Origin of the sequence: Campylobacter gastrosuis (genome assembly GCF_030249845.1) — a bacterium.
In the GTDB taxonomy this organism is placed as follows: Bacteria; Campylobacterota; Campylobacteria; order Campylobacterales; family Campylobacteraceae; genus Campylobacter_A; species Campylobacter_A gastrosuis.
The window spans coordinates 62,859-74,854 of the sequence record NZ_JANURM010000008.1 but is presented as its reverse complement, the minus strand read 5'-3'; the positions used below and the strand labels follow the sequence as shown (position 1 = coordinate 74,854).

Sequence of the window (11,996 nt, the reverse complement as noted above, 5' to 3'; positions counted from 1 at the left end):
AATTTTTTCAAATCACATCTTTTAATTTTTTTTAAAACCTAAAATTTTGAAAAAATAATGTAATCGCTATATCAAAACGACTAGCCCTTTTGTTTTCAAATTCATTACCTCCACATTTAGGGCAATTGCCAAAAATACCGCCTAAAATTTTATATTCTGCCATATCACTTGTGGGTAGCACGACCTCGCTGTAACCGCATTTTTTGCAAATATACTTTGCTGTTTTTGGCAAAGAGGTGGCAAAGGTCGGCAGCGGTGAGCCAGTTACACAAGAGATTAGAGAGATAAAGGTAAATGAGAATTTTTACATTTATGACACAAAGGGCATTGAAAGAAAGGATTATGAAGCGACAATCGGCGAAGTTAAAAATTTCATAACCGAACGCGCTAAAAAGCCACAAGATGAGCAAATTCATATCGTTTGGCTTTGTATTCAAGAGCCAAGCAGAAGGGTTGAGCAAAGCGAAAAGGAGCTTTATAAATTTTTAAAAGATGGCGACTACACAACGATGATAGTCATCACAAAGGCAAATCAAGATAAAGACCCACAAACTGGCGAAAAATTTTCTGATATTGTAAAGAGATATTTTAACGTAAATGATGAACATTTAGAGCGAACTATCGCCATAGAAAGTGAAGATGATGATGGCAATGAAATACCATTAAAAGGCATAAATGATCTAATAGAAAAAACATACGATAAGCTTGAAGGTGCGTTAAAATCAGCTTTTGCAAGGAAGCAAAAATATAATAAGGAGATAAGAAGAAAGAACGCGCTAGAAATAATCAACTACTATTCAGCCGCCGCTGGTGCTGTGACAGCCACGCCGATACCATTTTCAGATATTGCGTTGATTTTGCCAACGCAACTTGCGATGATAACGCATATTTCAAAAGAGTATGGGCTTAATTTTAACGCAGATGATATAAAAAAGGTGGTGGTCGCCTTTACTGGCGTGGCTGCTGGCATAGCTGCTAGGGCTATCGTGGGTAATCTTGTAAAATTTATCCCGGGCATTGGCTCTATCGCTGGTGGCGTGATAAATGGCACAATGGCAGTGGGTGCAACAAAACTAATGGGTAATGCCTATTTAGCGTATTTAGAAGATAACTTTGACTTAATCCTAAGCGGAGGCTTTGACCTTTCTGGGCTGACACCAGATATAATCAAAGCGCTTACAGATAGGGTAAAATAGGCTAAATTTACGCTTTAAACCAGCTAGGCTATCTTTTTAGGTAGCCTAGCAGACTCTTTTTTAGCTTGCTAAGTCCTAGTTTTACGCCACTATGCACCATTATTTTTGCCATTTTTTTATACATTTCTTTTTCGTAGCAAGGGTTTGGGCATTTTCTACACCTTGGCTTTATCTCGTGCGGACACTCGCTAAGCCTTGCTAATGCGTAAAAAAGCGTGATTTTACACTCATCACAAAGGCAAAATTTAGCACTTGTTACACCATTTTCGCCTTTAAAATCAAGCAAAATTTCGCTCTCTTGCCTTGATAAATCGCCGTGTTTGTCATCGCAAAAGGTCTGAATGAATTTGGTTAGGGTTGTTACTTCGTTTATAAATTTCTCTCTTGTCATTTTGTGATTTTAGCAGGTTTTTAAGTCTAAAATTTTGAGATAAATCAAGAATAAATAAAAAGCGTGGCTAAATAATAAATCTAGCCAACGCCCTAAATTAAGCCCTAAAACGCGCTAACGCCCTGTCTAAATCTGCCTTGCTGTCAATGCCGATACTATCGCTTTTGATTTTTAGCATTGCGATTTTTTTGCCATTTTCTAAGGCTCTAAGTTGCTCTAATTTCTCTGTGTTTTCAAGTGTAGAGTATGGTAACATACAAAACTCATTTAAGCTCTTAACGCTGTAACCATAAATGCCTAAATGTGCCTTGTAATCGTGAAATTCTGCTCTATTAAATGGCAAACGTGAGCGTGAAAAATATAAGGCAAAGTCGTTACAATCTGTAACAACCTTAACTAAATTTGTATCATCTACTAAATTTTCATCTGCCATTTTGTAGCACGAAAACATAAAGGCTTCATCTTGTCTATTTTTGCAAAATTCCTTGAAATTTGTAATGTTTAAAGGCTCAATAAATGGCTCATCGGCTTGGACATTGATTATTATCTCATTTTCATTTAGCCCTAAAATTTTTGTAGCTTCATTTATTCTATCTGTGCCACTTTGATGATTTTGACTTGTCATTACAGCTTTTATGCCGTGAGATGTTGCTATTTGTAATACTTTCTCATCATCAACAGCCACGACAACATCATCACAAACACTCACACGTTTAGCCGTAGCAACAAACATAGGCAAACCAAAAATATCGCATAAAATTTTGTCTTTAAAGCGCGTTGAACCAAGCCTTGCAGGGATTATTATCATTTTTTTATCCACTCAATGATTTTTTCTTTTATTTGAGAAATTTCGCAAATATCAGGATGAAGCACTGGCGCATCAAATAGCGAAGTGATACTTTTTGTAACATTCTCATCTAGTATTTTTGCAAATTTTAAAAGCCCTTCTTGCTCGTTTTTATACTCAATATCGCACGCTTTTAGCATACTTGGTGTAAATTTTACCCACTGGGCTGTTGAGGTGATGATATTTAGGCGGTCTTTATCCACCATTTTAAAGCAAGTAGCAGTGTGTGGGTCAATCGCTACGCCCTTTTTTGCCCATTTTTTTATGGTTTTTTCACACTCTTTGTCGGTGCAAAAATCGGCAATGAAATCTTTTTTAAGCTCTTTTAACTCATCTTGTGTAATTTGGTAACACTTTTTCTCTTTTAAATCTTGCATAAGTTCGTTTGTCCTAACTGCTCCAAATTTATCAAAAAGCAGTCTTTCAACGTTTGAGCTAATTAAAATATCCATAGCCGGACTTATCGTTTTTACAAGCTTTTTGTTGGTTAAATCGTAAATTCCGGTGTTAAAAAATTCAGTTAAAATATTGTTTTCATTTGAAACGATTTTGATTAAATCAATGTTTGCACCCATTTTTTTAGCGTAATATGCACCAAGTGCGTTACCAAAATTCCCACTTGGCACGATGATATCAATGCTAGTTAGGTCATTTATCACGCCTTTATTTAGTAGCCTTGCATAAGCGTAGGCGTGGTAGATTATCTGAAATAAAATACGACCGAAATTTACCGAATTTGCTGCACTTAGGCTTAAATTTCTAGCCTTTAACTCGCCCTTAAATTCATCGCTTGAAAGTAGGGTTTTTAGTGCATTTTGTGCGTCATCAAAGTCGCCTTTTATGCCGATTGTCTTTAAATTTTGCCCCTGCATTGTTACCATTTGTAACCTTTGAACCTCGCTCGTGCCGTTTTCTGGATAGAGGCAGACAGCTTTTATGTTTTTTGCGTCCGCAAAGGTTTTAAGCGTGGCTGGACCAGTGTCGCCACTTGTTGCACACATTATCAGGTAGTTTTCACCCCTTTCTTGTGCCAAACCGCTTAGAATTTCGCCAAATGGTTGAAGTGCCATATCTTTAAAGGCGCGTGTTGGCCCGTGATAAAGCTCATTTATGTAGAGATTTTTTTTGAGCTTTTTAAGCTGGGCAGGTTTTTTTGGATTATCAAAGCTCTCATATCTTGCTATCGCCTTTTTAAACAGGCTATTTTTGACATCAAAGTCAAAAAGTTTGATGATTTTTAGGGCGAAATCTGCGTATTTTAATCCGCCAAGCTCGTGCCAATAAGGGCGTGAGATGAGTGGGAATTTACGCGGTGCATAAAGTCCGCCGTGTGGGCTTGTCGGGCTTAAAAGCGCTTCGCTTAGCTTTACCTTTTTTAGCTCTTCGTTTTGTGTCGCTCGTGTTTGAACTAATTTCATTTTCTATCCTTTAAAATTTTATCATCGTGCCTATGCCATCATCGGTAAAAAACTCCAAAAGTAGCGAGTGGGGCAGTCTGCCGTCAATTATGTGGGCTGATTTTACGCCGTTTTGACAGCACCAAGCGGCTGCATCTACCTTTGGGATCATGCCACCACTTATCGTTTCATCGTTTTTTAGCTCATCTATTTTGGTTTTGTTTAATTTGCTAATAAGTTCGCCCTGTTTGTTTAAAATTCCTTTGGTATCTGTTAAAAATATCACGCGCTCGGCGTTTAGGGCTGTTGCGACTTTACTGGCACACAAATCGGCGTTTATGTTGTAGCTGTTTAGCTCATCATCAACGGCGATTGGGGCGATAACTGGGACAAAACTATCATCTAGTAAATCAAGTATTAACTTTGCATTTACATCTGTGATTTCGCCGACAAAGCCGTATTTGCCGCTATCAAGTGGCGTGGCTTTAAGCAGGTTTGCGTCCTTACCACTAATGCCAACGGCTCTCGTGCCGTTTTGGTTTAAAAGGGCTGTTATCTCTTTGTTTATGTTACCGCTAAGCACCATTTCAACGACCTCCATAGCCTCTTTGCTGGTAAATCTTAGCCCATTTATAAACTCACTTTTAATATCAAGCCTGTCAAGATATGAGTTGATTTTTTTGCCGCCGCCGTGGATTAAAACGATTTTAATGCCTACGATATGAAGCAGTGAGATATCTCTTATGAATTTCTGTTTTAGCTCCTCATCAAGCTGTGCTGAACCGCCATATTTTATGACAAAAATTTTATCGCGAAATTTTTGTATGTATGGCAGGGCAGAGCTGATAATCTCGGCTGTTTTTAGTGCGTTTTGCAAGATAATCCTTTACTAATTTTTTACGATTATAAAATTTTTGAGTTTATGATTTGTTTAAATTCGGGGCTTAAAGTCGTTTTTAGCTTGATGATTGATACATTTATGCCAAAATCAGCGACTTTTACGTAGTCTTTTTGTGTCATTAGAAGCGAAGTAGCCTTAAAATCAGCTAAAATTTTAACTAATTCATCTCTTTTAAACTCGTAATGGTCTGGGTAAAAAACGTGTCCGATACAATCTGTTAAAAATGTGTTTAAACGGCTTGGATTTGCAATGGCTGTAACTAATACCATTTTTTCAGTTTTATTTAAAATTTCTGTGCTTTTAAAGTGAGTTATCTCATCTTGTGTGGTAAAATCGGCTAGTTTATAAAAGCTAAACGGATAGCGATACGCCCCAGCTGGCAGGCTAAATTTAAAAAACGGCTCGTTTTTTGGGCGGATTAGAATGTTAAATTTTTTAATATCAAACTTACCAAAGCCGTCATCAAGCAAGATATATTTTGCACCCATTTTTTTTGCCATTTCTATGGCGATTTTTCTATCTTCGCTCACGATTACGTTGGCGTTTGGCACACTTTTAGCATACTCCATAGCCTCATCGCCACTTGTCTTTACATTTACTAAAATTTCGCCGTTTATGGCGACTTTTACTAGCCCTTTTGAGTGGCGTTTGTATCCACGAAGCACGACAAATCCACTCTTAAATTCGCTTAAAATAGCGATACAAAGCGGGGTTTTACCGCTGCCACCAAGAGTTAGATTACCAACGCTAATTACTGGGATTTTAAAATCAATCTCTCGTGCCATTTTTTGCTTTAAAATCACGATAAATTTATAGATTAAGCTAAGCGGATAGAGCATTAAAGCCAGTGATTTTTGGTAAAAATTTGGGCTGTAAAAATACCTTTCAGCCCAAGCGTGAAGCCCCTTAAACACGTGATTTTGCGATCTCTTTGATCTTTTGGCAAATGTAGGCTATCTCATCATCTTTTAAGGCACTATAAATCGGCAGTGATAAAATTTGCTGATAGTTTTTAAGTGCGTTTGGATAGGCATTTACTTTTAGGTCGTATTTGTTTCTATAATAGGTCAAAAGGTGGATTGGCACGTAGTGAAGCGAGGTGTGAATGCCGTTTTCAAGTAGCTCTTTTGCAAAGCCATCGCGGTTTTTATCCACTTTAATTATGTATTGATTGTAAATATGCTCGCGTTTTTTTACTGGTGTGCTGATGTGTGGGCAGTCTTTTAGCTCGTTGTCGTAAATTTCTGCTATCTCTTGGCGTCTTTTAATGAAATCTAAATGCTTTTCAAACTGACCGAGTGCAAAGGCTGCGTTTATCGTTGTGATATCGTATTTTAAGCCGATATCTACAACATCGTAAATGTAGTCCATATTGCCACTTTTATCTAGTTTGCTAACTAGTGCGTAGTTTCGTAACAACTCAGCCTTTTTTGCGATATTTTCATCGTTTGTGATCATAAAACCAGCCGCAGCGGTCGGATTTATCGTTTGCGAGTGGATTTGAAAGCAGGTTAAAAGTGAGCGGTTTGCACCGAGTTTTTCGCCTTTGTAGGTTAGCCCCACAGCTCTGTTTGCGTCATCTAAAACAGCGATATTGTAGTGCTTAGCGATCTCGTTTATCTCATCCATCATCGCACTTTGTCCAGCCACGTGATTTACAAAAACGCCCTTTAATTTTTTGTGGTTGTTTTTCTCTAAACATTCAAGCAGGGCCTTTGGACTTATCGTAAAATCGTCCTCATCAATATCAACAAAAATCGGCTCAGCGTCAAAGTGGCGAATCGCCTGAGCTATGCTTGGAAAGGCATTTACCGAGCAGATAAATTTATCGCCCCTTTTTACATCCATAGCACTTAGTGCTAGGTGATGAGTCGCAGCGTTGTTGATAGTTGTAACTGCAAATTTTGCGTTAAAATACTTGCGTAATTTATCCTCAAATTCCTCAATTATTGTCGTATTTTGCTCGCTAATTGCACGTTTAATCAGCTCTAACTCTCTCTCGTCAATTGTCGGTTTATAAAATAAAATCTCTTGCATTTACTCCCCTTGCTATTTTTGGTAATTCTCGTTTAAATTTATTCTTTTTAACTCTGTTTAAAACGCTTTTTACTAGCTCTAAATCACTAAAATTTTGGCTTAATTTTTTAAAATTTACTCCGTTTTTATCTATAAATTTTAGCACCTTATCAAGCGTTTTATAGCTGTATCCAAGGTCGGCTTCATCGCTTTGATTTACCCATAAATCCGCGCTTGGAGCTTTGTTTATTATCTCATCATCAACGCCTAAAAATTTAGCAAACTCAAACAAATCGCTTTTAAAAATTTCGCCAATTGGATTAACTCCACACGCCATATCGCCATAAATCGTGCCATATCCAAGCATTAGCTCGCTTTTGTTGCTCGTGCCTAAAACTAGGGCGTTTAGCCTTGCTGAATTATCATAAAGCAAAGACATTCTAATTCTAGCCGAGAGATTGCCTAGCCTTAGTGGCGTTAAATTTTCGCCCAAAGTGTTACAAAAAGTATCAAGTATGGGCTGAATGTTTATGATTTGATACTCAAAATTTAGCTTTTTGCATAAATTTATGGCGTCATCTACGTTTTTTGGGTTTGAAAATTTTGTAGGCATTATTAGTGCGTGAGTTTTTATCTGGCTAAAATTTGCTAATGTAGCGACCACAGCAGAGTCAAGTCCGCCACTCACACCTAGCGTAAAACAGGCTAATCCAGTCTTATTTAGATGAAATTTTAAAAAGCTAACGAGTTCGTTTTTTAAATTTTCATAGTTACGATTTTGCATAATATTAGTTTGACACCTTAAAAAATTTTTTAGCTACGAAATTATACTAATTTAATTATTAAAGTTTGTTTTAAAAAATAATGGGTTAAAATCACGCATTTTTAAACAGGGAATTTTTATGCAAATCATCTCAAACGCCTTTGGTAGCTACCAAACGAATTGTTATATTTTAAAGGTCAATGATAAGGATTTTATCATTGACCCGGGCGATGGTGCTTATGAGTGGGTGTTACGAAATGTAACAAATCCACAAGCGATTTTAATCACACACGGACATTTTGACCATATTTTTGATGTTGGAATTTTAAAAAGAGAGTTTAAACTGCCAGTTTATATGCATAAAGATGATGTTTTTATGGTGGCTCATCAAAGCGATATTTATGGATATGAGCTGTTTGAGACTGATTTTGCCGTAGATGAGGGCAAGATAAATGTAAGTGGCGTGGATTTTCGGTTTAACCACTTTGCTGGGCATACGCCGGGGTGCTGTATGGTTGAGTTTAGAGATGTTATGTTTAGTGGGGATTTCTTGTTTAAGGGTAGCATTGGCAGGTGGGATTTTGAGTTTTCGGACGCAAACGATATGATTTCAAGCATTTTTAAGTGTGAGCGAATTAGTGGCGATTATAAAATTTATCCCGGACACGGCCCTAGCACGACTTTAAAGGCTGAAAGGGGTAATTTTCTCTCCTATGTTTCTTATATAAAATCAAGCATTCATTAAATTTGGCGTGTTTTGCACGTTAAATTTGCTTTTTATAAAGTCTGCTATCACGGATAACAAGCTGTTGCTTCTAAATTTAGCAAATAACAAAAATGGTGTGATAAGCGGACATATCTACATAGCAAACGGCGACACTTAGGTAAATAGAAAAACCTAGCCACCAAGTCGCTCAATACAAACAATTATCATAAAGGCTTTTTATTAAGTGTAGTCGCTTTTATAAAAAGTGTGATTTAAAATGGCTAATGTGTTTTTTTAAATTTGTTAAACAAAAAATGCAAAATAATATTTGCAAAAAAGTAAGATAATTTTTAATGAGCTAAAAGTTTGCTATTTTTGATTAGTGATAGCGACCAATGAATATTTTTGCTATCGTTAAAATTTTAAGTAAAAATCTTAAACCTTAATCAAGTTCTGCTGTTGCCATTATTGCAACTTTGTTAAATGTGGCACGATGAATTAAAATTTTATTCAGAGCTGGGTTTTACAGCACTAAGAGCTGACCAACCTATTAAAATAACACTAAAAACCATAAAACAAGCTATTATTAAACCGCTCATTTTTCACTCCTTATTTCTTTAAATCTCTAATTTCTTTTAAAATTTTCATCGCATATCTATTGCCAAGTATTATGCAAATTAAAAATACAACCGCACAAATACAAGCACCATAAAAAATCAAACTATCTTTAAAGCTTGTGTAGTTAGTCGCAATCCAACTAATAAGACCAACAAAAATAGCCACAAAAACACCAAGCCAAAATTTTAACAGCCCTAACCGCTCCTTTGCTTCATCTAGCTTTGGCATTTTTATCTCCTTTGATATATTGCTTAATTATAGCACTTTTTAAATATATGGATTTATCATTTTTTAGTTTAAGGGGCAAAAGCCCCTTTTTTAGAATAGTCCGAATTTGCCGTCGGTTCTTTTGTAGATGACACGCATTTTGGCGTCAATGTCGTTAAATACGTAAAACTGCATATCGCTGTTTTTTAGCTTTTCTAGTGCTTCTTCTATCTCTTGTGGTTTGTAGAGTTCTAGCTCGGTTGGGACTATTTCATCTATGCCGTCAATTGGCTCAGAGCCGATTAGCGACCTTGCGTCTTTCTCATCGGCTTTGCCTTTTAGGGTGGTTACTTTATCGTGTTCTCGGCGTAAAACCTTGCTAGCTCGCTCTAATGTTAGGTCAATAGCTGCGTATAAATCTTTATCTTTTTGTTTGATTACGATTGTGTTTTTGTGGGCTAGGTTTAGTGCTAGTTCGGCGTTAAAGCCCTTTTTGCCGTTTTTTTCATCGGCTGATAGGACTAGGCGTGATGAGATGATGTCAAGTCCGTATTTGCTAAGTGCGTCAATAGCGTTGTTTGCGTAGTCTTTGATAGCTTCGGTTAGTTCAAATTGTTTGCCAGTGATGCTTGTATTCATCGCTTACTCCTTTGTTTAAAGTATGTTTATTATAGCACAAATTAGAGCTTTTGTAGCGTTCGTTTGTGGTATCTAATAGGCAAAATTTCTTTGTTTGTGTCGTTTGTAACAAATACATCTATCATCACGGTGCCACTTGATGGATTTTTGTTATCGCCAGTTAGGCTTATGCCGGTGCAGTTGCCGATTTTGCCGTAGTAGGTGATTTTGGCGTTTAGTTTTAGTTTGGTCGCTGCGTATGTTTTGCTGTCGCCGTTTATTTCATCTAGACAGCCAGTGTTAAAGTCGTGAGTTAGAAGTCTTAAAACGGCGTATTCTGTAAAACTTTTAGCGTAAATTTCTACTTGGTCTTTGACATACATATCGGCTGACTGCTTTGAGGCGGTTGTTGATAGTATCATCGCTAAAACCCCAAGAGATGCGATAAGGACTACAAATACGATAGCTATAATTAGGGCAAAACCACGTTTCATCAATACACCGCCTTTGTTCTACATACGCTAAATTCCTTGCCACCACGTGCCATTGAGCGTCTTTGTTGTTTGTTGTCTCTTAGACATAGCTTTAAAAACACCATACCATTATCCCCTCTAAATCTAAAACTGCTTACGTTTTGGGCGAGTAGTGATTTTCTAACTACTGCTTGATTAGCTGCAAATGGATTGTGATTATTCCACGGACGATAGTCGGTGTAAAGGTATAGGTCAAAGTCCTTGTTTGAGCCAGTTCTGGTGGCGACCTCTTCTATTTTTACGGCATAGGTGTTGTAGGCTATGTGGTATTGTTCTGAAATTTCTTTTGGTGTGGCGTTTGAGTAACCGCCATCAGTAGTCCAAGAAAACCTAGTGCCTGATGAGCCATAAGATAAAACTGGACTTTGAAATCTATGTTTGCCAGTGTAGGCAAAGCCAAAGCCATCTTGGATGTTGTAGTATTCATAGATATTTTTTAGAAATACTGCAATGTGCGACTGGTTTTTGGCGTTATTATCTATGCTTAAATCGCTAAAAAGTTGTTTTAGCTCTCCTAGTTCGCTATTTGGCGTAACTATATTTGAGCGATTTGAGGCACTTAGGTCTATAACACCGCTATAAATCCCTAAGTCAAACGCTTCGTGTGCGTAAGGGATAAATTCTAAAATATCATACTCATCATTTAGGCTAGTATCATCAATGGAGATGAATTTTAAATCGCTACTTTTTCTAGCTATGACGCTATCTTTTATCCTGTAATCAAGGCGTCTAGCGATGATATCTAGGGCTAGGTCGGCTTGTTGTGCTAGGCGTGAGGCGACTTCTGACTGGACGTAGTTTCTATAAATTGTCAGCGTTAAATTTAGCGTGATGATAGAGACTATCGCCATTATCACGATGACTAGGATAAGCTCAATTAAAGTAAAACCTTTTTTCAATTTAATACCTTTGTTTGTAAAGCCGGTGAATCGCCGATATTTGAGATGATTGCTATTATTTTAATTTCTCTAGGTCGGTTATTTTCTTTAAAGTCATTTAGATATGTTTTGGCTTGGATACTCATTGCTTCAACCGAGCAGTAGTTGTTTCGTGGTAGTTCTCTATCGTTAAATGGATTACTCTCACCGTTGATTGCTATTTCGGTTTCTGCATTGATAGCAAAATCTCTATCGGCTAGACCAGAGCTACTTAGTCTGATTTTTTTACCGCTATTTTGCACTTTTATAACGCTATCTGTGTTTCTTGTGCCGTATTCTCTTATATCTTTTGCACCGGTTGTTAGGCAGGGTGCGTATCTTTCTAAACTGCTAGCAGTTCCGCAGTTTTGTAGGTTGTTGTGCTTATATGTGCCTGAGTTTAAACCACGAATAATTCTCTCATTTGGTGTCATAATCCGCCTGTCGCTATTATCAAGATTATAAATCGTGTAAAAGTCCTTTGGCGCACCCAGTCTTAAACAGCCATTATTTGGGTCGTCTGGATTGCAAGGCTGGTTTTGGTATTTATAAAGCTTAATATCGGTGCAAGTTCGCGAAGGGTTGTTTTTATTTGGTGTGCAGTTTTGTAAAAATACAAAATTTGGGTCTATGATAGAGCCTGCGTATCTTGGTGTAGGCTTGAATTTGTTTTCAGGCTTACTATTATATTCGCACGAATAGCTGGATTTTAAAATGGTATTTAAAAGAGCTTTTGTGTTTTGTGCTGCCTCTTGGATAACGTTTGATTTGTTTGCGTTTGCCGTAGCACTCATAATCATCGGCACACTAAGGCTAGTAATGGCAATAATTATAACTGAGATTATAACTTCTAATAACGAAAAGCCACGCTTTTTCAAAATCACGC

The 11,996-nt window shown here is 37.2% G+C and carries 15 protein-coding genes; 3 read left to right on the top strand and 12 right to left on the bottom strand.

The features are described from left to right. Positions 1 to 203: 203 nt before the first annotated feature. On the top strand, positions 204 to 1,196 hold the full coding sequence (locus NYG85_RS07355; RefSeq protein ID WP_284937838.1) for a DUF697 domain-containing protein: 993 nt from the start codon (positions 204 to 206) through the stop codon (positions 1,194 to 1,196). 28 nt (positions 1,197 to 1,224) lie between these two features. Here NYG85_RS07355 and NYG85_RS07350 read toward each other — a convergent pair whose 3' ends face one another. The 7 genes from NYG85_RS07350 to NYG85_RS07320 all read right to left on the bottom strand — a co-directional run bounded on the left by NYG85_RS07350 (position 1,225) and on the right by NYG85_RS07320 (position 7,532). Further along, positions 1,225 to 1,587, bottom strand: coding sequence for a nitrous oxide-stimulated promoter family protein (locus NYG85_RS07350; protein WP_284937837.1), 363 nt, complete (start codon positions 1,585 to 1,587; stop codon positions 1,225 to 1,227). Between the two features lie 97 nt (positions 1,588 to 1,684). Continuing rightward, positions 1,685 to 2,395 carry a 3-deoxy-manno-octulosonate cytidylyltransferase gene (kdsB, locus tag NYG85_RS07345; protein ID WP_284937836.1) on the bottom strand — a complete coding sequence of 237 codons (711 nt, stop codon included), beginning with the start codon at positions 2,393 to 2,395 and terminating at the stop codon, positions 1,685 to 1,687. Continuing rightward, positions 2,392 to 3,852: a threonine synthase gene (gene thrC / locus NYG85_RS07340; RefSeq protein ID WP_284937835.1), complete on the bottom strand. Its 1,461-nt coding sequence runs from the start codon at positions 3,850 to 3,852 to the stop codon at positions 2,392 to 2,394. Before thrC ends, kdsB begins: the two co-directional genes overlap by 4 nt. A 10-nt stretch (positions 3,853 to 3,862) precedes the next feature. Next, positions 3,863 to 4,708, bottom strand: a complete 846-nt coding sequence (argB, locus tag NYG85_RS07335; RefSeq protein ID WP_284937834.1) for an acetylglutamate kinase — start codon at positions 4,706 to 4,708, stop codon at positions 3,863 to 3,865. Between the two features lie 26 nt (positions 4,709 to 4,734). Continuing rightward, the gene (locus NYG85_RS07330) at positions 4,735 to 5,646 is read right to left on the bottom strand and encodes a tetraacyldisaccharide 4'-kinase (RefSeq protein ID WP_284937833.1); all 912 of its coding nucleotides are present in this window, start codon (positions 5,644 to 5,646) and stop codon (positions 4,735 to 4,737) included. After that, the gene (locus NYG85_RS07325) at positions 5,639 to 6,769 is read right to left on the bottom strand and encodes a DegT/DnrJ/EryC1/StrS family aminotransferase (protein ID WP_284937832.1); all 1,131 of its coding nucleotides are present in this window, start codon (positions 6,767 to 6,769) and stop codon (positions 5,639 to 5,641) included. Before NYG85_RS07325 ends, NYG85_RS07330 begins: the two co-directional genes overlap by 8 nt. Beyond that, positions 6,747 to 7,532: an NAD+ synthase gene (locus NYG85_RS07320; protein ID WP_284937831.1), complete on the bottom strand. Its 786-nt coding sequence runs from the start codon at positions 7,530 to 7,532 to the stop codon at positions 6,747 to 6,749. The genes NYG85_RS07325 and NYG85_RS07320 overlap by 23 nt, the downstream gene beginning before the upstream one ends. Positions 7,533 to 7,650: 118 nt before the next feature. On the opposite strand from NYG85_RS07320, the gene NYG85_RS07315 reads away from it, so the two are divergent. Next, positions 7,651 to 8,256: an MBL fold metallo-hydrolase gene (locus NYG85_RS07315; protein ID WP_284937830.1), complete on the top strand. Its 606-nt coding sequence runs from the start codon at positions 7,651 to 7,653 to the stop codon at positions 8,254 to 8,256. 7 nt (positions 8,257 to 8,263) lie between these two features. Continuing rightward, complete coding sequence (locus NYG85_RS07310; protein WP_284937829.1) at positions 8,264 to 8,395, top strand: hypothetical protein; 132 nt, start codon at positions 8,264 to 8,266, stop codon at positions 8,393 to 8,395. Between the two features lie 431 nt (positions 8,396 to 8,826). Here NYG85_RS07310 and NYG85_RS07305 read toward each other — a convergent pair whose 3' ends face one another. From NYG85_RS07305 to NYG85_RS07285, 5 genes are all read right to left on the bottom strand, one after another. After that, on the bottom strand, positions 8,827 to 9,063 hold the full coding sequence (locus tag NYG85_RS07305; protein WP_284937828.1) for a hypothetical protein: 237 nt from the start codon (positions 9,061 to 9,063) through the stop codon (positions 8,827 to 8,829). A gap of 90 nt (positions 9,064 to 9,153) precedes the next feature. After that, positions 9,154 to 9,681, bottom strand: coding sequence for a ribosome hibernation-promoting factor, HPF/YfiA family (gene hpf, locus NYG85_RS07300; protein ID WP_284937827.1), 528 nt, complete (start codon positions 9,679 to 9,681; stop codon positions 9,154 to 9,156). A 41-nt stretch (positions 9,682 to 9,722) separates the two neighbouring features. Continuing rightward, positions 9,723 to 10,154: a hypothetical protein gene (locus NYG85_RS07295; protein ID WP_284937826.1), complete on the bottom strand. Its 432-nt coding sequence runs from the start codon at positions 10,152 to 10,154 to the stop codon at positions 9,723 to 9,725. Then, positions 10,154 to 11,092 (bottom strand): PulJ/GspJ family protein, encoded by a 939-nt coding sequence (locus NYG85_RS07290; protein WP_284937825.1) that lies wholly within the window; start codon positions 11,090 to 11,092, stop codon positions 10,154 to 10,156. The genes NYG85_RS07295 and NYG85_RS07290 overlap by 1 nt, the downstream gene beginning before the upstream one ends. Beyond that, positions 11,089 to 11,988: a prepilin-type N-terminal cleavage/methylation domain-containing protein gene (locus NYG85_RS07285; protein ID WP_284937824.1), complete on the bottom strand. Its 900-nt coding sequence runs from the start codon at positions 11,986 to 11,988 to the stop codon at positions 11,089 to 11,091. Before NYG85_RS07285 ends, NYG85_RS07290 begins: the two co-directional genes overlap by 4 nt. Positions 11,989 to 11,996: the final 8 nt, after the last annotated feature.

What these genes read in the sequence shown, in the direction of transcription:
- NYG85_RS07325 (WP_284937832.1), bottom strand. Translation starts at nt 6,769, where the DNA reads ATGCAAGAGATTTTATTTTATAAACCGACAATTGACGAGAGAGAGTTA.
- NYG85_RS07320 (WP_284937831.1), bottom strand. Translation starts at nt 7,532, where the DNA reads ATGCAAAATCGTAACTATGAAAATTTAAAAAACGAACTCGTTAGCTTT.
- thrC (WP_284937835.1), bottom strand. Translation starts at nt 3,852, where the DNA reads ATGAAATTAGTTCAAACACGAGCGACACAAAACGAAGAGCTAAAAAAG.
- NYG85_RS07350 (WP_284937837.1), bottom strand. Translation starts at nt 1,587, where the DNA reads ATGACAAGAGAGAAATTTATAAACGAAGTAACAACCCTAACCAAATTC.
- NYG85_RS07315 (WP_284937830.1), top strand. Translation starts at nt 7,651, where the DNA reads ATGCAAATCATCTCAAACGCCTTTGGTAGCTACCAAACGAATTGTTAT.
- kdsB (WP_284937836.1), bottom strand. Translation starts at nt 2,395, where the DNA reads ATGATAATAATCCCTGCAAGGCTTGGTTCAACGCGCTTTAAAGACAAA.
- NYG85_RS07295 (WP_284937826.1), bottom strand. Translation starts at nt 10,154, where the DNA reads ATGAAACGTGGTTTTGCCCTAATTATAGCTATCGTATTTGTAGTCCTT.
- hpf (WP_284937827.1), bottom strand. Translation starts at nt 9,681, where the DNA reads ATGAATACAAGCATCACTGGCAAACAATTTGAACTAACCGAAGCTATC.
- NYG85_RS07305 (WP_284937828.1), bottom strand. Translation starts at nt 9,063, where the DNA reads ATGCCAAAGCTAGATGAAGCAAAGGAGCGGTTAGGGCTGTTAAAATTT.